The 23,190-nt window shown below is 43.5% G+C and carries 21 protein-coding genes and 1 other RNA gene; 10 read left to right on the top strand and 12 right to left on the bottom strand.

What is annotated here, in order from left to right; genetic code table 11:
• Positions 1-294 precede the first annotated feature (294 nt).
• A complete protein-coding gene (mltF, locus tag R7190_RS16930) occupies positions 295-1,872 on the top strand; it encodes a membrane-bound lytic murein transglycosylase MltF (RefSeq protein ID WP_170894036.1) in 1,578 nt (525 codons plus the stop codon).
• Between the two features lie 587 nt (positions 1,873-2,459).
• Here the strand turns inward: mltF and tadA are convergent.
• The 6 genes from tadA to R7190_RS16900 form a co-directional block, all read right to left on the bottom strand.
• A complete protein-coding gene (gene tadA, locus R7190_RS16925) occupies positions 2,460-3,008 on the bottom strand; it encodes a tRNA adenosine(34) deaminase TadA (RefSeq protein WP_186584444.1) in 549 nt (182 codons plus the stop codon).
• Positions 3,009-3,220: 212 nt separating this feature from the next.
• Positions 3,221-4,780, bottom strand: coding sequence for an AbgT family transporter (locus tag R7190_RS16920; protein WP_017635695.1), 1,560 nt, complete (start codon positions 4,778-4,780; stop codon positions 3,221-3,223).
• A 288-nt stretch (positions 4,781-5,068) separates the two neighbouring features.
• Positions 5,069-5,479 carry a prepilin-type N-terminal cleavage/methylation domain-containing protein gene (locus R7190_RS16915; RefSeq protein ID WP_005381606.1) on the bottom strand — a complete coding sequence of 137 codons (411 nt, stop codon included), beginning with the start codon at positions 5,477-5,479 and terminating at the stop codon, positions 5,069-5,071.
• Entirely contained in the window at positions 5,469-6,764 is a 1,296-nt protein-coding gene (locus tag R7190_RS16910) for a hypothetical protein (protein WP_186584445.1), read from the bottom strand. The genes R7190_RS16915 and R7190_RS16910 overlap by 11 nt, the downstream gene beginning before the upstream one ends.
• On the bottom strand, positions 6,764-7,390 hold the full coding sequence (locus R7190_RS16905; protein ID WP_186584446.1) for a PilW family protein: 627 nt from the start codon (positions 7,388-7,390) through the stop codon (positions 6,764-6,766). Before R7190_RS16905 ends, R7190_RS16910 begins: the two co-directional genes overlap by 1 nt.
• 10 nt (positions 7,391-7,400) lie before the next feature.
• Complete coding sequence (locus tag R7190_RS16900; protein WP_186584447.1) at positions 7,401-7,916, bottom strand: GspH/FimT family pseudopilin; 516 nt, start codon at positions 7,914-7,916, stop codon at positions 7,401-7,403.
• Positions 7,917-8,019: 103 nt separating this feature from the next.
• Here R7190_RS16900 and R7190_RS16895 point away from each other — a divergent pair, with 103 nt between their 5' ends.
• Positions 8,020-8,451 (top strand): type IV pilin protein, encoded by a 432-nt coding sequence (locus R7190_RS16895; protein ID WP_186585052.1) that lies wholly within the window; start codon positions 8,020-8,022, stop codon positions 8,449-8,451.
• A 69-nt stretch (positions 8,452-8,520) separates the two neighbouring features.
• On the opposite strand, the gene dnaJ is transcribed toward R7190_RS16895, so the two are convergent.
• The 4 genes from dnaJ to grpE all read right to left on the bottom strand — a co-directional run bounded on the left by dnaJ (position 8,521) and on the right by grpE (position 14,423).
• On the bottom strand, positions 8,521-9,669 hold the full coding sequence (gene dnaJ / locus R7190_RS16890; RefSeq protein ID WP_005381620.1) for a molecular chaperone DnaJ: 1,149 nt from the start codon (positions 9,667-9,669) through the stop codon (positions 8,521-8,523).
• A 204-nt stretch (positions 9,670-9,873) separates the two neighbouring features.
• A complete protein-coding gene (gene dnaK / locus R7190_RS16885) occupies positions 9,874-11,787 on the bottom strand; it encodes a molecular chaperone DnaK (RefSeq protein ID WP_005381623.1) in 1,914 nt (637 codons plus the stop codon).
• A 347-nt stretch (positions 11,788-12,134) separates the two neighbouring features.
• The gene (locus R7190_RS16880; RefSeq protein ID WP_186584448.1) at positions 12,135-13,409 is read right to left on the bottom strand and encodes a dicarboxylate/amino acid:cation symporter; all 1,275 of its coding nucleotides are present in this window, start codon (positions 13,407-13,409) and stop codon (positions 12,135-12,137) included.
• A 417-nt stretch (positions 13,410-13,826) separates the two neighbouring features.
• Positions 13,827-14,423 carry a nucleotide exchange factor GrpE gene (grpE, locus tag R7190_RS16875; RefSeq protein ID WP_186584449.1) on the bottom strand — a complete coding sequence of 199 codons (597 nt, stop codon included), beginning with the start codon at positions 14,421-14,423 and terminating at the stop codon, positions 13,827-13,829.
• A 146-nt stretch (positions 14,424-14,569) separates the two neighbouring features.
• On the opposite strand from grpE, the gene nadK reads away from it, so the two are divergent.
• From nadK to bamE, 5 genes are all read left to right on the top strand, one after another.
• Complete coding sequence (gene nadK, locus R7190_RS16870; RefSeq protein WP_005381631.1) at positions 14,570-15,454, top strand: NAD(+) kinase; 885 nt, start codon at positions 14,570-14,572, stop codon at positions 15,452-15,454.
• A gap of 264 nt (positions 15,455-15,718) precedes the next feature.
• On the top strand, positions 15,719-16,909 hold the full coding sequence (locus R7190_RS16865; RefSeq protein WP_167415046.1) for a DUF3103 domain-containing protein: 1,191 nt from the start codon (positions 15,719-15,721) through the stop codon (positions 16,907-16,909).
• Between the two features lie 166 nt (positions 16,910-17,075).
• Positions 17,076-18,740 carry a DNA repair protein RecN gene (gene recN / locus R7190_RS16860; protein WP_167415045.1) on the top strand — a complete coding sequence of 555 codons (1,665 nt, stop codon included), beginning with the start codon at positions 17,076-17,078 and terminating at the stop codon, positions 18,738-18,740.
• Positions 18,741-18,761: 21 nt separating this feature from the next.
• A complete protein-coding gene (locus tag R7190_RS16855; protein WP_064376795.1) occupies positions 18,762-19,244 on the top strand; it encodes a GNAT family N-acetyltransferase in 483 nt (160 codons plus the stop codon).
• A gap of 242 nt (positions 19,245-19,486) precedes the next feature.
• Complete coding sequence (bamE, locus tag R7190_RS16850; RefSeq protein WP_017820585.1) at positions 19,487-19,846, top strand: outer membrane protein assembly factor BamE; 360 nt, start codon at positions 19,487-19,489, stop codon at positions 19,844-19,846.
• Positions 19,847-19,947: 101 nt separating this feature from the next.
• On the opposite strand, the gene R7190_RS16845 is transcribed toward bamE, so the two are convergent.
• On the bottom strand, positions 19,948-20,307 hold the full coding sequence (locus tag R7190_RS16845) for an RnfH family protein (protein ID WP_064376794.1): 360 nt from the start codon (positions 20,305-20,307) through the stop codon (positions 19,948-19,950).
• Complete coding sequence (locus R7190_RS16840) at positions 20,297-20,740, bottom strand: SRPBCC family protein (protein ID WP_005381641.1); 444 nt, start codon at positions 20,738-20,740, stop codon at positions 20,297-20,299. The genes R7190_RS16845 and R7190_RS16840 overlap by 11 nt, the downstream gene beginning before the upstream one ends.
• 119 nt (positions 20,741-20,859) lie before the next feature.
• On the opposite strand from R7190_RS16840, the gene smpB reads away from it, so the two are divergent.
• The 3 genes from smpB to R7190_RS16825 all read left to right on the top strand — a co-directional run bounded on the left by smpB (position 20,860) and on the right by R7190_RS16825 (position 23,177).
• Entirely contained in the window at positions 20,860-21,345 is a 486-nt protein-coding gene (gene smpB / locus R7190_RS16835; RefSeq protein WP_005381642.1) for an SsrA-binding protein SmpB, read from the top strand.
• 66 nt (positions 21,346-21,411) lie between these two features.
• Positions 21,412-21,779: a transfer-messenger RNA gene (gene ssrA / locus R7190_RS16830) on the top strand.
• 96 nt (positions 21,780-21,875) lie between these two features.
• Entirely contained in the window at positions 21,876-23,177 is a 1,302-nt protein-coding gene (locus R7190_RS16825) for a site-specific integrase (protein WP_225452463.1), read from the top strand.
• Positions 23,178-23,190: the final 13 nt, after the last annotated feature.

Here is a 23,190-nt window from a genome sequence, read left to right as displayed (position 1 = left end):
TAGGTCTCTTATGCAATTGATTAAGGTGATATTGGAATAAATTCAGACACTTAAAATAAGCCCTGTCGAACCTATGCCGATTCCACCTCGTCATTGCGAGCGCATTATATAGTAATTGTTTTTGTGATGTAACACCAAAAGCAACCGTTTGCGTCATTTTTTTTGTCAAATTTGAATTACAACTAAAATGTCGATAAAACACACAATGTCACGTTATAAGTGTGTGATTCACTTTGCCCCATGAGCTCGCTTTGATATAAAGGCAAATAGAAATTTTCCAAGATGTACCTATTAATGCAAATAAGTCACTTCAACCGGCTCAAGCGCAGTGCTCTAATTTTAGTTTCTGTTCTTTTACTCTCTGCTTGCCAGATTGAGTCGGAGCCCAAAAGTGAATTTGAAAAAATTCAAGAACGTGGTGTGCTTCGTGTTGGCACGCTAAACAATCAGCTTTCCTACTACATAGGTCCCGATGGTCCCGCAGGGTTGGATTACGAATTGGCGCGTCAGTTTGCGGAGCAGCTCGGCGTCAAACTCGAGATTAAACCAGCCTTTCGCCAGGCTGAGCTTTTTCCTGCTCTTAAGAAAGGAGATATCGATATCATCGCTACGGGTTTAAATCAAACGTCACAAGCAGTCAAACGATTTAGACCAGGCCCTGCCTATTATTATGTAAGCCAACAAGTGGTATATAAAAAAGGGCAACTTCGACCACGTGATATCGAACAACTCATTGAATACCAAGCCTCGAAAGACGACGAGTCCGACGAAGATACAAATGCAGGCGCTCAAACATTAAAGATCGTTGAACAATCGCAATATGTTCCGACCCTAACAGCGTTAAAGAAGCAGTATCCAGAACTTCAGTTTGAAATTGTTGGTGATGCTGACACGAGAGACTTACTCAAATACGTATCGACGGGTGAGTTACGTTTTACTGTGACTGATTCGGTGGAACTTTCCTTAGCTCAACGCCTTTACCCCGATCTTGCGCTCGCGTTTGAACTTACAGAAGATCAACCAGTATCTTGGTTTACTCGACGTTCTGAAGACGAAAGTTTGTATGCGATGCTGATAGAGTTTTTCGGTAACATCAAACAATCAGGAGAACTGTCCACCCTCGAAGAAAAGTACATTGGTCATATTGAAGCATTTGATTACGTTGATACTCGCGCATTCATTCGAGCTCTGGATGACAAATTGCCTAAATGGGCACCTTTATTCCAAAAATACAGCGAAGAGTTCGACTGGCGCTTAATTGCAGCATTGGCTTATCAAGAGTCACACTGGAAACCAACCGCAAAATCGCCAACAGGTGTTAGGGGGATGATGATGCTGACTCTGCCAACAGCGAAAAGCGTCGGGGTAACAAACCGTTTAGACCCTGAGCAATCTGTTCGTGGTGGTGTCGAGTACTTACGTCGTATTGTAAGTCGCGTGCCTGATAGCATTAACGAGCATGAAAAAATATGGTTTGCGTTAGCTTCATACAATATTGGTTACGGCCACATGATGGACGCACGACGACTCACCAAAGCACAAGGTGGCGATCCGAACGCTTGGGCCGATGTAAAAGACAGGCTGCCTTTACTTCGTCAGAAGCGCTATTACAGCCAAACTCGCTATGGGTACGCCAGAGGCGATGAAGCGCGTAATTACGTAGAAAATATTCGACGTTACTACCAATCCATCATTGGTCATGTCAGCCAACAGCCAGCGATTGATGAGAATAGCGATGACTTACAAGTGATTCCGCCGCTCACCCCCGACATTTTGATATCGGGCGCAGTAGAGACCGTCGTAGAACAAGTCTCTGGCGCTTCTGACGTCACGGTTGAAGAAGACACCGAACAAGAAAGCATTGAAGAATAAACCCGCGGTAAACTAAAAAATGACGAGCCCATGAGCTCGTCATTTTTATTGAGTCCTAACGAAAACTTATCTAGAATCCAAGACTCTGAGTGACACCAACCACACTCAACCATTCCTTTGGTTGGTCGCCTTTTCTTCATCGTTAGTAAAACTGATTGCTTTGTAACAGATTGTTTTGCAACCACATGGTTTAGCTCACTTGATGAAGCGGCGCCTTCGGCTACACTCTGCCGAAATAACGTCACTCCTATTATTAAGCATCGTATTGAAATTGTTTGCTGGCTCTGTGCAATGCAGAAGTCAAATGAAGAACGTTTAAACCATACAATGTTTAGTGCGATTATCGAGCCTATTGCCAAGCATCGATAAGCCGCGCTTTACTGGTATAAGTCTTGTCTGCAGGAGGTTTTGAATATGAGAAGACGTAGAGTGCAGTCAAAGCGTTTAAATAACACAGTAGCTGCTATCCGACGTAAACGTAAACTGACATGTATGAAAAAGAAAGTAAGTTCACGTAATCGTGTTTTTGTACATTTAGTCAATCACTAGTGCGTCCAAGCAAACATCTACCACGTTGTAGGTGTTTGCTAGCCCTCACTACTCCTACTACCTTGTTCGCTCTCTCCATTTTCTAATGCTTTTTGTGCTTGCTTCTTCGCTTTAATTTCCTTTCGGCGGCGCTTAAAAAACGCTTGTAGCTGAGTACGGCACTCATCTTCTAGCAGCCCCTTTTCAACTAAGGCGTAATGGTAAGCGGCTTGACTTTCAAACAAATTAAGCACTGTTCCTGCTGCTCCAGCTTTTAAATCTGGCGCTCCAAAAACGACCCGCTTAACGCGGCTATGCAATAAGGCTCCCGCACACATTGGGCATGGCTCAAGTGTTACATACAAAGTCGTATCCAGAAGGCGGTAATTTTCTAGCTTTTGGCCTGCTTTACGCAGTGTTTGAATCTCAGCATGTGCGGTAGCGTCATGGGTGCCAATAGAGCGGTTCCACCCCTCAGCGATAATTTCACCATCTTTGACAAGCACTGCGCCGACAGGTACTTCCCCCTCAGCTTCTGCTTGCTCAGCAAGCTCCATCGCTCTGCGCATAAACAATTCATCTTGAGGGGAAAACGGATGGTTAGACAAAGGAGGCTCCAAAGAAACAAAAAACGATTGAAGTCAGGAATTTTATCACCAACTTCGGTTTCACTACAGCAACACATCACGGGACAAAGTCTGCAACTCCAAAAAACTAGTTACAAGACCTATCGATGTTCGTTTTACGAGAACAAAAAAGCGCAGCTCGAAGACCTGCGCTTTTTGGCTGCCAATTAGCGGCTTTCACACCCTACACGTTTTTACATTGTGTAAGTGTAAGGAGCTTGAATGCCTAGCGGGATACCTACCATCCAATAAGCAACTAGGAAGATAGACCAACCGATCAGCATTGCGATCGAGAATGGCATCATTAGTGACGCAAGCGTACCGATACCAGCCGACTTCACATAACGCTGACAGTAAACCACTACAAGAGGGAAAAATACCATTAGAGGCGAAATGATGTTCGATACAGAGTCGCCCACACGGTAAGCCGCCTGAGAAAGCTCAGGCGAGATACCAACCGCCATTAGCATTGGCACTAAGATTGGACCAATTAAAGCCCATTTTGCCGATGCCGAACCAATAAGTAGGTTTACAGACGCGGTTAGAAGGATCATACCGATGATGGTCACTTCACCTGGTAGGTTCATCGCTTTTAAGCCTTCTGCGCCATACAACGCTAGCATCGTACCGATGTTTGACTGAGCAAATGCAGATAGGAACTGAGCACAAAAGAACGACATAACAATGTATGCGCCCATGGTCGACATAGTATCAGCCATCGCTTTGATAATGTCGTTGCTGGTCTTGAACGTCCCAGACACTTTACCGTAAACGTAACCAGGAATGATAAACAGAATAAAGATCAACGGCACGATAGACTTCATTATCGGTGCTGAGAAGGCAGTAATTTCACCTTCAGGCGAGCGAAGTGCTGATGTTTCTGGAATTAACGCTGCAACAAGTAAAGCAATACCCGCCATCATTGCCCAACCTGCATAACGGAAAGCTTTTGATTCCAGTTCAGTAAATGAACCTAGGTTTGGCGCGGTTTCCGCATCGTCATCAATTGGCATTTTTGATAAACGAGGCTCGATGATTTTCTCTGTCACGTACCAACCAATCCCCACAATAATGATGGAAGATAGGCCAGTGAAGAAGATGTTCGCTAATGGGTTAACCACATACTCAGGATCAAGAACCTGCGCCGCAGTTTGCGTAAAGCCTGCTAGTAGTGGATCGATACCTGAAGGGATAAAGTTTGCAGAGAAGCCACCAGATACACCTGCAAATGCTGCCGCAATACCCGCTAAAGGGTGACGACCTGCCGCATGGAAGATAATACCTCCAAGAGGAATAACCAGAACATAGCCTGCATCTGCCGCAGTATGCGATACAATGGCAACCAAAATAAGCATTGGAGTAAGAAGCTTAGCTGGCGTGAAGTTCAGCATCTTCTTAAGACCCGTCGTAATAAAACCCGAAGAATCTGCAACACCCACACCTAGCATTGCGACAAGTACGATACCCAGTGGCGCAAAGCCAGTAAACGTCGTCACCATATTAGCAAGGAAACTTGCTAGCGCTTCGCCCGTAAGTAAGTTGGTGATAGTAAGAGCTTCGCCCGTTCGAGGGTTTGGAAGATCGAATGATACATTCGACAAAAGTGCTGACGCCGCCCAAGTAATGATCAATGCCCAGAAGAACAAAATCGCAGGATCAGGGATTTTGTTACCTGTCCTCTCGATAAAGTTTAAAAAGCGCTCCATCCCGCTCGGCTTCGATGATGGTGCTTTATTTACAGCTTGGTTACTCATGGTAACTCCATAGTGAATGATGTTGGTGCCAAGGCCTATTTGAATAATTATAACGACCTACTATCCAACGAGTATTCTAGTAAACACTAATGGAGAAAGCACAAGGTTCTAGATTTTTTTTCATAATTGGAGACATATTTTGCAAAAACACCACTTCAATTAAACATAATAAAAACAGTAGAACATCAACTCAATTAACAGTTCAAAAACCATTTATTAACCGTAACAAATCCGGTATCAAACAGGAGTTACATCCGCATTTGTCTCAGCCCATGTATACAATTGAACTTAGTTTTCGAATTCACTGTATTGTGAGATCATCGTTTTAAGCTGAACTGATCGTGTCTCGCCGATTCTATCCTTCCAGCTAGAGGTAATGGTGATAGTTTTCAGTGTTCCTGAAACCGTGGCAGCTGGAACTTCCCACTCGACGACATAAGATCCAGTAACAGAAGAGCCTGTTGCAATAGAAGCAAAATTTGCAGGTGTGATGGTAGACATCGCCGCAGAAGCACCACGCGTCCGGAACCATTCGAGCTGGTTTTCTGCTAGACGAAGTGCTTCAATACTTTTTATGGCATATTCGGATTCGCGTTCTAAATACACGTTTAGCTTAGTTAAACCTAGTGCCCCAACACCGATAAGTAGAAAAGAAATTAGAACTTCAAGAAGGTTAAAACCTTTTTGTTTAGAGATCATTCCAGGAGCCCTTCTTCCAGCGGAAATTAATAATCGGATCAACGACCTCATCGATGTTATCTCGGTTGTAAGCAAAATTTAGAGAGTTAACAAAATAAGCACTGTAGCCTGGACTATCTAAGACTTGTCCCCCCGAAAAACTAAATGAGCCACGCTGCAGGTAAACGACTTTATCTAGAGCAAGCGTGGGAAAGTTAGCCGCATCCCCAAAATGATCTTTGGCCTCGAACAATTTCCAATGTGTATCTAAATCTGTAAGTGAATTAGTCGTAAGTTGATAGAGCATACCAGGGAATGTCATTGAACCATGTACAGCAAAAATACCATCTTGAACCACAAGTAATATTGGAGCTTCTCCAGTAGCGGCAAAAGCTTCATTAAGATAATCAATGCCTCCTTTGATTAGTATCCCATCAGAATCATTCTCATACTCTCCAGAGCTATTCTTTTTAGAGGAAGTAAACTCACAGGACCCCGTAACCCAAATATGAGTTTTCCCTGCTGAAATTTGCTCCCCAACTTTCTTTCCACAATCAGTAACGACTTGGTTAGTTGAGTCGTCGTAATCAATCGTAGTAAACCCCCAGCCTGATTTCACCGAGTTCCAGTCACTGCGTTGCTCTCTAAAAATGTCGTAAAATGGCTCTAGGTCTGCATCTTGAATAAAGTCCTCTCCGTAATCTGAGTCAGAAGAGGTCACACTCATATGTTCCGATTTACAATCTATATTGTTGTGAACAAAATCAGCATAAGGGGCAGAACCATGTATAACCCCTTGGTTTGTCGCTCCAGCACGTGAGTGAAATGTATTCTTATAGCGAATAGCAACACACTCCCACCCACTTCCTACAAATTCGCCAGGATCTGGTGTTGAAAATGCGGAGCTACCATTAACGTATAAATCTGTACTACTTTTTAATGCTCCGGACGCTCTTCCTCTTGAAAGGACAAGTTGTTTTTCAACGGTCCGGCTGGTGTTTGGAACTGGTTTGCTTAACAGCTTATTGTCGGGTTCCAATGCTAATTGATATAAACCTAAAGGCGTTTCACATCGGCTTGAAATTAGTGAAGTTGCAGAAGAAACATCACCGGTACTTTGAACTAAAGAATAGAAACACTCCAATCCCCCTTCTGCAAGCCAATGTTCTTGTCGTGCTTCAATTTGATTGTTGGCACGCTTGATCTGATAAAAAAGAGACTTGTAGCTACCAAGCGACATCATTAATGCCGCAACTAGCAATACACCCACAACTAATAACGCAGCTGCACCTTGTTGTTTCTTCATTACTGCCAGTTCCTTTGCATTGCAGTAAACGACTGCAGAGTGCGAATATCAGTCGCATCTTTCAATTCGGTTTCCAATGTAACGGTCACCAGTGCACTTTTTGCATCAGTGCTTTCTAACCGTTCACTAGTAAGGTCAAAACGATTAACGTGAATAACTTTCTTATCAAAAAGATTTTTACATGAGCCAGTGCCTGCAAGGTTAATCACGTCATCAACATCCCATATCGTTATTTGCTTTTTTTCACAAACAAATAGCGACTCTGGCGTGCTAACTCGTTGCTCATAAGCTACGTTTTTATATAAAGGAAAAGCGCCAGAAACACCTATGTAATAGGCATAAGCAATCACCCCGCTATCAACATCATCGAGAGTGTAAATCGTGTTCGATGCGCCAGATATTTTTAAAGAATGGTCATCGTTACCATCAAAACCAGCACGCTGAATGTCACTCTTGAGCATTTGCACGACACTTTCAGAGTTCTGTAACAACATTAGCTCTTTCGACCGTTCCATTATCACCCTTTGACCACTCACATAAATTGCCCCCACTGTCGCAAGAGAAATAAGCCCAAGTGCAGATGCGATCATAAACTCAACAAGGCTTGCCCCTTTTTGTTTAAACATAATCATCCTTTTAAGAGCAAGTTGAATAACCGTAATATTCTGTACTGTTGCTATCACTACACACTCGCACGCGAGCAGATAAAGTGTGGGAAATAAGTTTTAAGACTTTTGATGATTCACCAACAGGATGAAACTTCAAGTTTCCTGATGATGGTCGGCCATAAACGTCGTCAAAACTGATTTGGTCTGAATCGTAGTTAGGTGTAACGACAATACCGTCATACGGCTTACCTGATAAAGAGAACAACACAGTCCCAGCCCCCTCAGCTCCGTTATCTGTCAAATCAATACGCCAGTTTCCGTCACTGGATGAACTCCCAGACATGATGATGTGAGCCCAAAGTCTTTCACGCCGTAATACTGCTTCAGACTTGCCTTCAATAACAAAGCCATGCAATTCATTAGCTAAGCGCTGCATTTTGTTGGTTTCAAAAACATTTTGGAAAGATGGTGCTGCAAACGCCAATATAATACTCAGTACAGCAACAGTAATAAGAAGCTCCAACAACGTAAACCCGCGAGGCATTTCCCAAATTCCTATGTAAACGGCAAAAGGGCCGTAATTCATCTTGCACAGATGCTATCACCTGCCAAAAATAGGCGGAAAAGTGAAAAGGAAACTACTCGTGATGATTCGAATTTCTCGTTGTAACGGCTACAAAAAAGGATTGAGAGGGATGACATTGATCGAATTACTGGTAGCTGTAGTGATTGTCGGGATCATTGCGGCTGTCGCCTACCCTTCTTACACCAATCATGTGCTCAAGTCTCATAGGACGGTTGCCTTGAGCGATCTTAGTCGAATTCAGCTAGAGCTAGAGACATCTTATGATGGTGGGTACGACTGGAGTCATATTATCTCTGGAGGCATATGCACTCTATGCGATTCAGACACAGATAGATTTTCTTTCAATATTGCGAGCTCTGCAAGTACGGCCTATACCATTACAGCAACAGCAAAATCGGCTCTGGGACAAGACGACGACGAGTGCTTGACTGGTTCTAAAACGATTACTTTAACGTCAACAAATGTCGAAGAACCTAGTGATTGCTGGAACTAGCAAGAACACCGAGATGCAAAAAGGCCTGCATTTTAGCAGGCCTTTGTATTTGTGCTTTTCACTAACGTCTTAGCTGGTTAAATCGTCAAAGAACTTTTTCACACCGTTGAAAAAGCCTTCTGATTTAGGCTTGTGCTTTGTCGCCGCTTCACCACCACAAGACTCTTCAAACTCTTTGAGCAGTTCTTTTTGGCGTGAGCTTAGATTTACTGGTGTTTCGACAACCAACTTCACAATAAGATCACCAACACCGCCACCGCGAACGCCTTTCACACCTTTACCACGCATGCGGAACATACGACCTGTTTGCGTTTCTGAAGGTACTTTTAGGCTTACGCGACCATCTAGAGTTGGTACTTCAACTTCACCACCTAGAGCTGCCATCGCAAAGCTTACTGGCACTTCACAGTATAGGTTGTTGCCATCACGCTCGAAGATATGGTGCTCTTTCACGTGCACTTGTACATACAAGTCGCCAGCAGGCGCCCCCATTTCTCCCGCTTCACCTTCGCCAGATAGGCGAATACGATCGCCAGTATCAACACCTGCCGGGATCTTAACGTTAAGTGTTTTTGTTTTCTGCTTACGACCTTGACCATGACACTCATTACAAGGGTCTTTAATGATTTTACCTTTGCCGTGACAGGTAGGACAGGTTTGTTGCACTGCGAAGAAGCCCTGGCGCATCTGTACTTGACCATGACCATGACAGGTACCACATGTTTCAGCAGATGAACCTTTCTTCGCGCCACTACCATCACAGGTATCACAGTGTACTAGTGTCGGTACTTCGATCTCTTTCGTTACACCACGAACCGCTTCTTCTAGCGTCAATTCCATGTTGTAACGTAGGTCAGCACCTCGCTGGGCACGGTGGCCACCACCGCCACGACGACCACCACCAAAGATGTCACCGAATACATCGCCAAAGATGTCGCCGAAATCAGCACCGCCGCCGCCAAAGCCGCCGCCACCGAAACCACCGCCGCCTTGTTCAAAAGCTGCATGACCGTATTGGTCGTACGCCGCTTTCTTTTGAGGGTCGGTCAGAACTTCGTACGCTTCTTTTACTTCTTTAAACTTGTCCGCCGCAGAATCATCACCCTGGTTTCGGTCTGGGTGGAATTTCATCGCTAGACGCTTATACGCCTTTTTGATATCGCGCTCTGAGGCATCACGGCTTACGCCTAATACTTCGTAAAAATCACGTTTTGACATGTTCTTCGTCACCAGTTAATTACTACAAACGGCATCGATTCACCGCTTGGTGTTTGTATCGTTCTAGGTAAGTGCACTTGTCTGCAACATACTTAACTAGAAAGACAGCGTTTACAAACAGACGGGCGTAAGAGTTGCCCCAAACGCCCGCACACGAAGTCTTATCGACCCCAGATGGCTATGCAGCCATCTGGTTAAGAAATATTATTTCTTGTCGTCTTTAACTTCTTCGAACTCAGCATCTACAACGTCGTCTTCTTTAGACTGTGCACCTGCGTCAGCACCTTGTGCTTGCTGCGCTTGAGCTTGTTGTTGAGCGATTTCCATCAGCTTTTGAGAAGCAGTCATTAGTGCTTGAACTTTAGCATCGATAGCTTCTTTGTCTTCGCCTTTACGTGCTGTTTCTAGCTCAGAAATTGCTGCTTCAATCTTCTCTTTCTCTTCTGCAGGTAGCGCTTCACCAGCTTCTTCTACTTGCTTACGAGTACCGTGAATCATTTGGTCAGCTTGGTTACGTGCAGTCGCTAGCTCTTCGAACTTCTTGTCCGCTTCTTTGTTAGCTTCTGCTTCTTGAACCATTTTCTCGATGTCTTCATCGCTTAGACCGCCAGAAGCTTGGATAGTGATCTTCTGCTCTTTACCAGTCTGCTTGTCTTTCGCAGACACGTGTAGGATACCATCCGCATCAAGGTCAAACGTAACCTCGATTTGTGGCATACCACGTGGTGCAGGCTGGATGCCTTCTAGGTTAAATTGGCCTAGAGACTTGTTGTACATCGCTTGCTTACGCTCACCTTGTAGAACGTGGATAGTTACCGCGCTCTGGTTGTCTTCCGCTGTAGAGAAAACTTGGTTCGCTTTAGTTGGGATAGTTGTGTTCTTCTCAACTAACTTAGTCATCACGCCACCCATTGTCTCGATACCTAGAGACAGTGGAGTTACGTCTAGTAGTAGTACGTCTTTAACGTCACCAGCAAGTACACCACCTTGAACTGCAGCACCCATTGCTACTGCTTCGTCAGGGTTTACGTCACGGCGCGCTTCTTTACCAAAGAACTCAGCAACTTTCGCTTGAACCATTGGCATACGAGTCTGACCACCAACTAGGATTACGTCAGTGATGTCGTTTACTGATAGGTCAGCATCAGCTAAAGCTACTTTTAATGGCTCAAGAGAGCGTTGTACTAGGTCTTCAACTAGAGATTCTAGTTTTGCACGAGTCACTTTAATGTTCATGTGCTTAGGACCAGTTGCATCTGCAGTAACGTAAGGTAGGTTTACGTCTGTTTGAGAAGTAGAAGAAAGCTCGATTTTCGCTTTCTCTGCTGCTTCTTTAACACGCTGCATTGCTAGTGGGTCGTTCTTAAGGTTGATGCCTTGCTCTTTGTTGAACTCATCAACCAAGTAGTTGATTAGACGGTTATCAAAGTCTTCACCACCTAGGTGAGTATCACCGTTAGTTGCTAGAACTTCGAATGTTTTCTCGCCTTCAACTTCATCAATTTCGATGATTGAAATATCGAATGTACCACCACCAAGGTCGTATACCGCGATAGTGCGATCGCCGCCTTTCTTATCTAGACCGTAAGCTAGTGCAGCTGCCGTTGGTTCGTTGATGATACGTTTAACTTCTAGACCTGCGATACGGCCAGCATCTTTTGTCGCTTGACGCTGAGCATCGTTAAAGTAAGCAGGTACTGTGATAACTGCGCCAGTTACTTCCTCACCAAGGAAGTCTTCAGCAGTTTTCTTCATTTTCTTAAGAACTTCAGCAGAAACCTGAGGAGCTGCCATTTTTTGGCCTTTCGCTTCTACCCAAGCATCACCGTTGTCAGCCTTAACGATTTTGTAAGGCATGATTTCGATGTCACGCTGAACTTCTTCGTCTTCAAAACGACGACCGATTAGACGCTTAATTGCAAATAGCGTGTTTTCTGGGTTAGTTACTGCTTGACGTTTCGCTGGTTGACCTACTAGCGTCTCACCGTCAGTGTAAGCAATAACCGATGCAGTAGTACGTTCGCCCTCTGCGTTTTCAATTACACGTGGTTTGTCGCCGTCTAATACAGCAACACATGAGTTAGTAGTACCTAAGTCAATACCAATGATTTTACCCATCTGGCTATCTCCGAATAAATTCTATTTTCGTTTGGTTATAACCCCAATGTGGGGGGAGGAGAATCGGGTTTCAACCCTTGCTCACAAACAAAAATAATCAATGTTTGCTTCTCTATGCCACATAGATAAGGGCGGCAAAATGCTTTTCAAGGGCAGAATTAAAAAAAAGCGTCTTTTTTCGAAATTTATGTGTTTCTTTCTGATTAGTTGGGAACTCGTCACACTGCTGTAGCGCAACAAAACGTCATTTCCCAGATAAATTTATTTATGTCCGACTCTTCCTAAATAAAAAACGAGCTCATAAGAGCTCGCTTCAATATTAGGGTTAAAATAAATTATTCAAGGTATTAGGCGTTCGCTTGAGCAGGCTCAGCATCAACACCTTCTTCTTTACCTATCTCACCTTCTGTTTTTGCAACAATGGTGTTCACTGCCGTGTCGCCGACAACGTTAGATGATGTACAGAACATATCATTTATACGGTCGACCGCTGCAATGATTGCTAAACCTTCAGGTGGTAAACCTAGTTGGTGAAGCAAAACGCCTACCATTACCACGCCGCCCCCAGGAACGCCGCCAGCACCAATAGATAACAGAAGAATAGTTAAGCCAAGTGTAAAGATGTCTGCGGTGTTAATTGGCTGGCCAAAAGCGTTCGCAACAAACATCGTTGCGAGAGCAATATAGATAGACACACCAGACATATTCATCGTTGCGCCCAGTGGTACACCGAAGCCAGCAACCGATTTAGAGACCTGAAGCTTTTCTGTCAGTGTGCGCATCGTTACCGGGATAGTCGCATTTGAGCTCGCGGTAGATAGAGAGAAAAGAATCTGCTCACGAGTTGCACGTAGGAAAGTCTTTGGAGAGGTTCCTGTCGCAATACTCACTGCCATTGGGTAGAAGAAGAAGATCCAGAACACCAACATCGCAACCACCAAAGCCACGTAACCGGCAACGGACATTAATGTATTGGCGTTTAGCGTTGCACCTAGTTGAATCATTAGTGCGAACACACCATATGGTGCAAGACTCATCACTAATCCAACCAATTTCATCATGATTTCATTTGCCATTTTGAATGTGCGAATAGCTGGGCCACCACGAGAATCCAAAGCTTGAATTGCAAGCCCCGTCAAAATTGCCATAAAGATGATTTGCAGCATGTCGCCGCTAGCAAACGCTTGTACAGGGTTGCTAGGAACAATGTTAACAACTAAAGAGAAAATGTCCGGCGTCTCTGTCGTTGTCAGCTGTACAGCCTCAGATACCGTTCCTGCTAGATTGGCGCCCGCTCCTGGCTGGAAGATCAAGCCGACAGTCAAAGCCGCCGTAATCGCAATGATGGTGTTAAGAATGTAAAGGGTAAAAGTTTTTCCACCAAGACGACCAAATGCACTGATGTCTTTCAAGTCAACAATGCCGCATACGATTGAAATGTAAACTAAAGGAACAACAAGCAATTTGATCAGTGAGACGAACATGCCGCCAACACCTTCTGCTGCTCCAAGTAGGTATGTATCAAAAATCGCAATGCCGCTAAATAAGTACTGAATTGCTGTCCCCAGCACAAGGCCGGCAAACAAGCCTATAAAAATCTTACTAGAAAGCGATTTATCCATTATAAATCTCCGATATGTTGTGTTTACTATTTACATTTTTGTAGTTATATATGCTTACTTTTAAAGCATTAGTCGCAAATCATACACACCGAAGTTACAAAATAAAGTGATAATTTACATTTTTGTTAACGACATTGTTTTAGAAAAAATGACTATATTTACATTCCTATGCAGAACAAATATTCACACAACGAATGATTACAATCACTTATAGCCCTTTCCGTTAATAAACACGCAGCGAGATGAGAGAAAATCTCCTATAGGAAAATAATTAACCAATAGGAAAAAATATGAAGGGGATCAAATTTTCATTTATCGATATACAACGAAGTTCGATGCAGTCATTTATGTTTAAAACAAAAAAGCGCCCATCAAAAATGATGGGCGCTTTTATATTTAAAAAACAGGTAGTTAAAGTTACTTAGCAACCATTACCATTGCCGGACGAATCACACGGCCGTTTAGTTCGTAACCTTTTTGCATAACAAACATAACAGTGTTTGATTCATGATCAGGGCTCTCCTGAATCGACATCGCTTGATGAAACTCTGGATTGAATGCTTCACCTTCAGGGTTGATTGCTTTCAAGCCAAATTTCGCTACAACGTCTACAAACGTTTTATGTGTTAGTTCAACGCCTTCTAGGAACGGCTTCACAGTTTCATTCTCTGTATCTGCCGCTTGAATTGCACGCTCTAGGTTATCAATAACAGGAAGCAGCTCTTCTGCAAACTTGTTCAACGCAAACTTACGTGCTTTATCGATCTCTTGCTCAGTGCGACGACGCATGTTTTCTACTTCAGCTTTAGAACGCAACACCGCATCTTGTTGCTCTTTTACTTTTGCCTCGCTAGACAATAGTGCCGCTTCTAGTTGAGCAATCTTAGCGTCTGTCTCATCACCAAACTCTTCAAGCTCAGCTTCAACTTCTTGTGCTTCAGCTTCTACTTTTTCAGCCTCTTCGATGATTTGATCAAGCTCTTCTTCTGTAACTTTGTTTTCTTCGTTGCTCATGATATCTCCAGAATTCAACATAATGCCCTTAAAGCCATGCGCGTTTTTGCGGGCTTTAACCACATAAAAATTCGCATATTTAGGTGACTTGCCATTATTATGGGGATGAAGATTCCTGATTCAAGCCTCTTTAATGCGGAAATGCTATGAAAAATCCATGTAACGTGATCGCGATTATCGGAAAACCAAGAGATCAACAAGCAATTCAAACTCATAAAGAGTTGTACCAATGGTTGACCTCTGAGGGCTATAAAGTATTCATTGACGATCGCCTTGCCGCAATACTGGATGATATCCCACAGAGTCAGTTTGCTAGCTTAGTTGAACTAGGAAAAAATGCCGATCTAGCCATTGTGGTTGGTGGCGATGGCAACATGTTAGGTGCGGCAAGAATTTTATCCCGATTTGATGTGCCAGTTATAGGCGTGAACCGTGGAAATTTGGGCTTCTTAACTGACTTGAACCCAGACGACTTCCAAGCGTCTCTGCAAGCGGTACTCGACGGTGAGTATATTGAAGAGGAACGTTTTCTTTTAGAGGCGGAAGTACACCGCCACGGACAAATAAAGAGCCATAACGCTGCGCTAAACGAAGCCGTACTTCACCCAGGGCAAATTGCTCATATGATTGAATTTGAAGTGTATATTGATGAAAGCTTCGCCTTCTCTTTACGGGCCGACGGTTTGATTGTCTCCACTCCGACTGGCTCGACGGCATATTCACTTTCTGGCGGCGGCCCAATTCTTTCTCCTAGCTTGAATGCCATTTCACTCGTGCCAATGTTCCCTCATACATTGTCGAGTCGACCTTTGGTGGTTGATGGAAAACGTCGAATTAAATTGGTGGTATCACCAGAAAACCGTGGAACACAAGAAGTTAGCTGTGATGGACAAGTCTCACTTCCAGTTACCCCTGGCGACGAAATTCACATCTATCAAAGTCCAAATGTACTAAAGCTCATCCATCCAAAAGACTACAGCTACTATCACGTCTTACGGAATAAGCTTGGCTGGTCTAGTAAATTGTTCTAACACTTGTTACTCAGGGTAATAACTTCAATAAAAAAGCCAGCAGCTCAATTGCTACTGGCTTTTGGCTTTCTTAGACAAGAAATAGACACAAAGTAGTGAGGCGACACGATATTTGTCATCATTAAAGAGAAGCTTATAAATTTTGATCCTGTGGGCAAACTTTACACAAAAGATAGAAAAGCAAATTCAATGATCTATGTCCGGTGATATTCTCACCATGAATAGAGTATTAACTCTATTCATACAATCAATAAAGGACATATTATGAAGAAAACCATCATTCTGTCTGTTCTCAGTACATTAGCACTTGTTGGCTGCCAATCAGAGGAAACGCAAGTCAACAGTGTATCCAACGCAAAAGCGGAAGATATCACTAAGACGAAGCGTGCCCTAGCTCAACAATTGAGTGAGAACTATGCTGCCATTGAACCCATGTTGAGAAGAGATATTACTCCGCAACAGACTAACGTGTCTGTATCAGCATTTGTTAAGCAAAACCCTAACTCAGAGTTCAGCCGCCAGCTTGTACAAGCTGACACTCAAATTCGTAGCTGGAAAGGTATTTCTGAATACTCAGATCAGTTGTTAGAAGTTCGCTTGGCAAATGAAGCCATGATAACAGCATGGCAAAGTGGCGAGGTCGAGCCATTATTTGCGTTTGAACCAAGTGGTGATGATGAGAATTGGCAATACATCGAAGCATTTGATGTTTATGGCAACATCCATCAACTCGATGTTTACCAGCTCCCTGAGGTACCTGTACTTGTCGTTGATAACAATAGCTCTGCAGAGCTAAAAGCAGGCTTGCAAGCTATGCAAGCTGAGATGAAAAAACTCGGTCAACCAGCTTTAGTTCAACCATATATTGCTGATGAACAACGCCAAAATACACCGTTATTGTCAAGTAGCGCAGTGGGCGAAGCGGCTCCAATTCAAACTACGCAGTTGAAAAAGATCCGTCTAGCCGATGACAAAGAACCTTGGATCTCTGGCAAGGCAGAAATCTACGCTATCGTAACGGGCGTCAATCCAAGTCGTGATGAACCTACTCTCGATTTGGTGGAGCTTCCATACTTAGACTACGATAACCAAGATTACTATCCAAATCAGATCATTATTCACTGGTCTCGTTACCGCTGGGGTGCGGCAGACATTGTGCTCATGGAGCAGGATGACGGCACAGACTATAAACAATTGGCAAAACTCCTTGTTCAAGTTGCCGAAGAAGTATTGAAAGCGATTCCAGATCCAGAAGTTCAGGCTTACGCGATTATTCCGCAAATCACGAACAAGATCATCGACACTATCCCCGATGGTGTACTCACGAATGATGATGACTTCGTCGACGTTTACTACACTCTAATGCAAGATACTTCATACGTAGATCACCCAGGTGCAGGTGTGAATGCAGTCGTCACACTAGAACCACTAACGATTAACCCAACTCGTCCGTAACCTGTTCAATTTTAATGAGTCGTTGTAATCACATCGGCTCATTTTTCCCACTTCATCACAAAAAAACAGCCTACAAAGAAAATTTTCCTCACCTGACTTTACTGTATAAAGAAACAGTATATACTGTTCTCTTATACAGTATTGTTCAGTTATACAGGTAAATAAAATGCTGGCTCATCTAAGTGTTAATAATTTTGCGATTGTTAAGTCTTTACAACTCGAGCTTTCTAAGGGCATGACCACCATTACAGGTGAAACAGGCGCGGGTAAATCCATTGCTATCGATGCTTTAGGGCTCTGCTTAGGCGGACGAGCCGATGCCGGCATGGTGCGACAAGGTGAAGAGAAAACCGAAGTTAGCGCCGCTTTTTTATTGGACAACAACTTACATGCAACACGTTGGTTAGAAGATAACGATCTGCTAGATGGCAGTGAGTGTATTTTGCGTCGTATTATCACAAAAGAAGGCCGCTCAAGAGCCTTCATTAATGGCAGCCCTGTTCCACTATCACAACTCAAATCTCTAGGGCAGCTACTTATCAATATCCATGGGCAGCACGCTCATCATCAATTGATGAAAAGTGAGCACCAAATGGCCATGCTCGACCAATATGCTGGGCATTTAAACCTACTAAAAAGCACACGAAGTGCTTACCAGCATTGGCGTCAGGCGGATAATAACCTCAAGCAGCTAAAAGAAAATAGCCAGCAAAACCAGGCGCAAAAACAGTTGCTTGAATACCAAATCAAAGAACTGAATGAGTTATCGCTAGGTGAAGAAGAATTTGCAGAGCTCGAGCAAGAGCATAAACGACTATCCAACAGTGGTGAACTCGCCACTACCTGTCAGCAAGCCATCGAACTTATTTACGAAGGTGAAGAAGTCAATGCGCTTGGTATTTTGCAATCGGCCAATCACTCCCTAATTCAATTAGCCGAATTAGATGAAAAGCTATCTGAGCTACCTAACATGCTGTCAGAAGCGATGATTCAACTTGAAGAAACGAAGAATGAATTACGCAGCTACTTAGATGGCATCGATGTTGATCCAGCTCGTATGGCTTATGTAGAAGAACGTTTTTCTAAAGTGATGTCTGTAGCTCGTAAACACAACGTAATGCCAGAAGAACTCTACCAGCATCATCAAGATCTTCTGGCCCAAGTAGAAGCGTTAGATTGCTCCGATGAACGTTTAGATGAACTTGCTCAAGAAGTAGAACACAAGTACCAAAGCTTTCTAACACAAGCAGAAAAACTGCACAAATCACGCAGCCGGTACGCAAAAGAACTGAACAAACTGATCACACAAAGCATGCACGAATTGAGCATGGAGAAAGCAGTATTCAGTATCGAAGTTAGCAATGACAACACGCACCCATCGCCGCTTGGCATGGACAGCGTGTGCTTCTTAGTATCGACCAACCTGGGACAACCATTGCAACCTATAGCAAAAGTTGCGTCAGGCGGTGAGCTATCACGTATCTCTCTAGCTATCCAAGTGATCACCGCTCAGAAAGTAGATACACCAAGTTTAATCTTCGATGAAGTGGACGTAGGTATTAGTGGCCCAACAGCTGCCGTAGTGGGCAAAATGCTACGCAAGCTTGGCGAATCTACTCAAGTATTGTGTGTCACTCACCTCCCTCAAGTTGCCGGATGCGGCCATCAACAAATGTTTGTTGCTAAGCAAACCAAAGCAGGCCAAACCGAAACCCAAATGCACGCATTAGATGAACAACAACGTGTGGCAGAATTAGCTCGCTTACTTGGTGGTAGTCAAATAACCGACTCAACGTTGGCAAACGCAAAAGAACTGCTTATCGCCGCTTAATAAATCGACAAGGGATGAGATATGGATATCAGAGCAATACACAAAACCAACTGCTTAGATCTCATCCCTATTTTTATTGAGTTAGAACATTACTACTTCAAAGAAAAAGCTTCATCAAAACACGATCTGGTCCATTATCTAAAGAGCCAAGTCTTCTCTGAACATTCTGGTGTTAATATCATTGCGGTTTACGATAATGATGACGTCGTAGGCTTTGCATCTTATACCGTCATGTTCCCTGCCCCAAAACTCTCAGGGCAGATGTACTTAAAAGATCTGTTCGTATCTTCGAAGGTTCGAGGAAAAGGGGTTGGTCTCAAGTTAATGAAGTATCTGGCATCTTTGGCGATCAAGTGTAGATGCCAAAGGTTGGACTGGACAGCTGAAAGTAGTAACCCTACCGCAGGTCAGTTTTACCGCTCAATTGGTGCAACACTAATTCATGAAAAAGAGTATTATCGTTTTTCAGGTGATGCATTACGCGAATTCGCCAAAACCGACTAACGAGTCACTAGGCTTTGCTCACCGCTGAAAGCGTCCATCACCCTACTTCCGATTGAAATTTGCTCTTCGTCACCTAACTAATACGTCATGTGGTGACATTTACCGCCTAATATCGGTGAATAAATGCAACTCAACTCAAAATTCGTTGTCAGATTGTCTACCATACGACGCATAGCTTTTTACATCTGCGTCGAGCTTGTTTATTATCAGCGCAGTATTTTAAAGGTTACTAAGAAATTATTATGCAATTAAAGAAGTGGTTAGTTGCCGTACCATTAGCAATGACATTGCTGACAGGATGTTCGGTATTGGAAAGACTGGTTTATCGTATTGATATCAACCAAGGCAACTATGTAGAACAAAGTGCGGTTGATAAATTAAAGTTTGGGATGACTAAAGCACAGGTTCGCTTCGTATTAGGGTCGCCAATGCTTATTGAAAACGGCTATCCAAACACTTGGTATTACATCTATCATCATACTCCTGGCCATGGCGAACCAGTACAGAAAGATCTGATTGTAAACTTTAATGACCAAGGCACACTCGCAGACATCAGTGGTGACTTTCCAAAAAGTGACGCATTTTACGAGCAAATTCAGTAAACTGACTTTTGCAAAAAAACCTCCCGTTTGGGAGGTTTTTTATTATATAGAAATCACGTTAGTCAAACTTTGAGTAACTCACATGAGCTATTGGGTTTATATTAATCCTGCTTATTTTTACGTACAGTACTAGGCTTGCCACCGGTGACTGGGTCTGCACTTCCCTCGGCTTTAGCCTGCTCCGCCCTTTTACGGCGAATCTCTTTCGGATCGGCGAGTAACGGACGATAAATCTCTATTCGGTCTCGATCTCGAACGGTCGCATCCAACTTCACGTTACGACTAAACACACCCACTTTGTTCTTGGACAAATCAATTTCAGGGTACAACTCCAATACACCGGATTGTCGAATGATCTCTTCTACCGTTGCGTGATTATTTACCACTAAGTTAAATACACGCTGTTCATGAGGAAGAGCATAGACAACCTCAACGTGAATCATATCTGACTCAATACTCATAACACTCGTAGACCTGTTTTGCGCGTTTAGTAAATGCATTTACCATATTACTAGTAAGCTCGTTAAAAATCTTACCGAAGGCCATCTCAATCATTTTACTTGAGAATTCAAACTCAAGCTTTAGTTCAACCTTGCAAGCTTGTTCATCTAGCGCGGTAAAAATCCAACCACCACGCAACGTCTTAAACGGGCCATCCACCAAGTTCATCATAATTGCCTGACCGGGGATCAACTCATTTGAAGTCGTAAACGTTTTGCTGATTCCAGCCTTCGCCACATCGACAGAAGCCACCATACCATTCCCCGAAGACTCAATGATTCTAGAGCCCGAGCAACCAGGCAGAAATTCAGGGTATTTAGCAACATCATTAACCAGATTGAACATCTGTTCGGCGCTAAAAGACACAAGCGCAGAACGGCTGACTTGCTTCATACATACTCCTATCGATACATGTACAGATTTAAAGCTACTCGCCAATTTTACTTTTATTCCACGATTGCGCAAATAAAAGGATTTCCTATCCGATATCCAACCCGTATAATGACGCTATTATGGCAAAGAAAAAAACGAAACAAAAAGCGGGTAGCAATACTATCGCGCTGAATAAAAAAGCTCGCCACGAGTATTTCATCGATGATGAAATCGAAGCTGGCTTGGAGCTCCAAGGTTGGGAAGTGAAAGCCCTTCGCCAAGGTAAAGCCAATATTTCTGAAAGTTACGTATTTATGCGTGACGGTGAAGCCTTTGTGAGTGGCATGACAATCACTCCTTTAAATCAGGCATCGACACACGTTGTGGCGAATCCTACACGTGTGCGTAAACTACTAATGAGTCGTCGTGAGCTGGATAATCTATTCGGACGTGTAAACCGTGAAGGTATGACATTAACGGCCCTCTCACTGTACTGGTCTCGCTCTTGGGTGAAACTAAAAATTGGCGTAGCAAAAGGTAAAAAGCTGCACGATAAACGTACGGATCTAAAAGAAAAAGACTGGGCAAGAGAAAAAGCACGCGTAATGAAGAGCGCGCTGCGTTAATCTTGACCACTTAAACGCATAGTACTGGACAGCCAATGCTTTTCTGTTACTATGCGAATATTACCTGGGGCTGATTTAGGATTCGACGGGAATTCAGAAGTCTGAGGTGCATGCCGAGGTGCGGTAGGCCTCGTTAACAAACCGCAAAAAAATAGTCGCAAACGACGAAAACTACGCACTAGCAGCTTAATAACCTGCTAAGAGCTCTCTCGCCCTAGCTTCCGCACGTAAGACGGGGATCAACGAGGGATCAAACCCAAACGCGCTAGCCCGGATTCTCCCGCCTGAGAGATGAACGGCGAATTTTAATTCAGGCTAGTCATTCATTAGCGTGTCGGTTCGCAGGTGGGTGGCGAAATTAAAGATCGACTAAGCATGTAGTACCAATGATGAACGGTTTTCGGACGCGGGTTCAACTCCCGCCAGCTCCACCAAACGTTTGGAAAGGGCGACAAGTCATTGATTTGTCGCCCTTTTTGTATATTTGACACTTGGATTTAGGCTGTTTGTACTAAAGGTTGGTACTAAACATGCGCTATCTACACATCTCAAAATCAGGGACTTGGCAATTTCGTTACCAAGTTCCACCTCACCATCGTCATCTCTTTGGAGATCGTCGTGAGATAAAACGCTCCCTTAAAACATCAGATAAAGCCCAAGCCACGATCATGGCTCTTGAACTTGAAATTCAAGTTCGCAAGGCTATCTTGTCGCCAGTGGCATCAGTTGATAAACACCCTTCCACACCTATCATTTCGCAAGTAAAGACCCCAACAACAAAAGAAGTCTCGTGTTATGAGGCGCTAGAACGCTTTTGTAGGTACAAAGCAGAGCATATATCACAGAAGGCGGTAACGATGTTAGAAGCCAAATGTAAGATTGTTCTAGGGCTTGTTGGTAAGCCACACTTGAAAACAATTCGGCGTTCTGATGCTGAATCGGCTGCGTCCCTCCTACGCAACTATCCAGCGAACCTCAAAAAGCACAAACAATTTAAAGGTCTTTCAGGTCATGACGCAATTAAGCTAAATAAAGATCTGGGGCTACCAACACTGAGCGATGAATCCGTCAGAGACTATTGCCAGAAGCTGTCTGGGTTCTTCGAATGGTGTCAATTGAATGAACTCACCGATATCAATCCATTCAAAGCGATTCGATTCAAAAAAACTCGTCGAGATAGTGAAGCAAAAAATGCTTACACTCCGATTGATCTGGAGAAAATATTCGATGCCATCATATGCACTAAGCAAGAACATAAGCACCCCTACTATTTTTGGTTACCACTACTTGCTTACTTCACGGGCGCACGGCTTAACGAGCTATGCCAGCTTTACCGAAAGGACATTTATAAAAGTGATGGCATCTGGGTAATTCACATTGATGACAGGTTTGAGGGACAAAAACTAAAGAACCAGACAAGCCGCCGTATTGTGCCTATCCATGATCAATTAATTTCTCATGGTTTCATTGAGTTTGTGCAATCAGTGCAGCATGAGCGAGTCTTTCCTGAACTCAAAGAGTCTAGGGATGGGTTTGGATCTGCTGCATCAAAGTGGTTTGGACGCTTAAAAAGCAAACTAGGGTTTAGTAGAGGGCATGATTTTCACTCATTCAGACATACTGTTGCCACTCAATTCAAGAAGCACCAGATTTCACATATCGTGGCTGGTGAATTACTCGGTCACGCTCAAAACAACATCACTTACGATCGATATGGTAAAGGAATAGAGACCCATCAACTTAGGGAAGTTATCAACTTAATAGACCCTAACCCCACAAAAAATGCTCACATTATCAGGTCAAGATATTTAACCCACAATAAAGTGATATAGTTCACAAAAAAAC

The organism is Vibrio sp. 1078-1 (genome assembly GCF_033340475.1).
This window is presented reverse-complemented; position numbering and strand designations above follow the sequence as displayed.

What these genes read in the sequence shown, in the direction of transcription:
- mltF (WP_170894036.1), top strand. Translation starts at nt 295, where the DNA reads ATGCAAATAAGTCACTTCAACCGGCTCAAGCGCAGTGCTCTAATTTTA.
- R7190_RS16920 (WP_017635695.1), bottom strand. Translation starts at nt 4,780, where the DNA reads ATGAGTAACCAAGCTGTAAATAAAGCACCATCATCGAAGCCGAGCGGG.
- R7190_RS16915 (WP_005381606.1), bottom strand. Translation starts at nt 5,479, where the DNA reads ATGATCTCTAAACAAAAAGGTTTTAACCTTCTTGAAGTTCTAATTTCT.
- R7190_RS16910 (WP_186584445.1), bottom strand. Translation starts at nt 6,764, where the DNA reads ATGAAGAAACAACAAGGTGCAGCTGCGTTATTAGTTGTGGGTGTATTG.
- R7190_RS16905 (WP_186584446.1), bottom strand. Translation starts at nt 7,390, where the DNA reads ATGTTTAAACAAAAAGGGGCAAGCCTTGTTGAGTTTATGATCGCATCT.
- R7190_RS16900 (WP_186584447.1), bottom strand. Translation starts at nt 7,916, where the DNA reads ATGCCTCGCGGGTTTACGTTGTTGGAGCTTCTTATTACTGTTGCTGTA.
- R7190_RS16895 (WP_186585052.1), top strand. Translation starts at nt 8,020, where the DNA reads ATGATTCGAATTTCTCGTTGTAACGGCTACAAAAAAGGATTGAGAGGG.
- dnaJ (WP_005381620.1), bottom strand. Translation starts at nt 9,669, where the DNA reads ATGTCAAAACGTGATTTTTACGAAGTATTAGGCGTAAGCCGTGATGCC.
- dnaK (WP_005381623.1), bottom strand. Translation starts at nt 11,787, where the DNA reads ATGGGTAAAATCATTGGTATTGACTTAGGTACTACTAACTCATGTGTT.
- R7190_RS16880 (WP_186584448.1), bottom strand. Translation starts at nt 13,409, where the DNA reads ATGGATAAATCGCTTTCTAGTAAGATTTTTATAGGCTTGTTTGCCGGC.
- grpE (WP_186584449.1), bottom strand. Translation starts at nt 14,423, where the DNA reads ATGAGCAACGAAGAAAACAAAGTTACAGAAGAAGAGCTTGATCAAATC.
- nadK (WP_005381631.1), top strand. Translation starts at nt 14,570, where the DNA reads ATGAAAAATCCATGTAACGTGATCGCGATTATCGGAAAACCAAGAGAT.
- R7190_RS16865 (WP_167415046.1), top strand. Translation starts at nt 15,719, where the DNA reads ATGAAGAAAACCATCATTCTGTCTGTTCTCAGTACATTAGCACTTGTT.
- recN (WP_167415045.1), top strand. Translation starts at nt 17,076, where the DNA reads ATGCTGGCTCATCTAAGTGTTAATAATTTTGCGATTGTTAAGTCTTTA.
- R7190_RS16855 (WP_064376795.1), top strand. Translation starts at nt 18,762, where the DNA reads ATGGATATCAGAGCAATACACAAAACCAACTGCTTAGATCTCATCCCT.
- bamE (WP_017820585.1), top strand. Translation starts at nt 19,487, where the DNA reads ATGCAATTAAAGAAGTGGTTAGTTGCCGTACCATTAGCAATGACATTG.
- R7190_RS16845 (WP_064376794.1), bottom strand. Translation starts at nt 20,307, where the DNA reads ATGAGTATTGAGTCAGATATGATTCACGTTGAGGTTGTCTATGCTCTT.
- R7190_RS16840 (WP_005381641.1), bottom strand. Translation starts at nt 20,740, where the DNA reads ATGAAGCAAGTCAGCCGTTCTGCGCTTGTGTCTTTTAGCGCCGAACAG.
- smpB (WP_005381642.1), top strand. Translation starts at nt 20,860, where the DNA reads ATGGCAAAGAAAAAAACGAAACAAAAAGCGGGTAGCAATACTATCGCG.
- R7190_RS16825 (WP_225452463.1), top strand. Translation starts at nt 21,876, where the DNA reads ATGCGCTATCTACACATCTCAAAATCAGGGACTTGGCAATTTCGTTAC.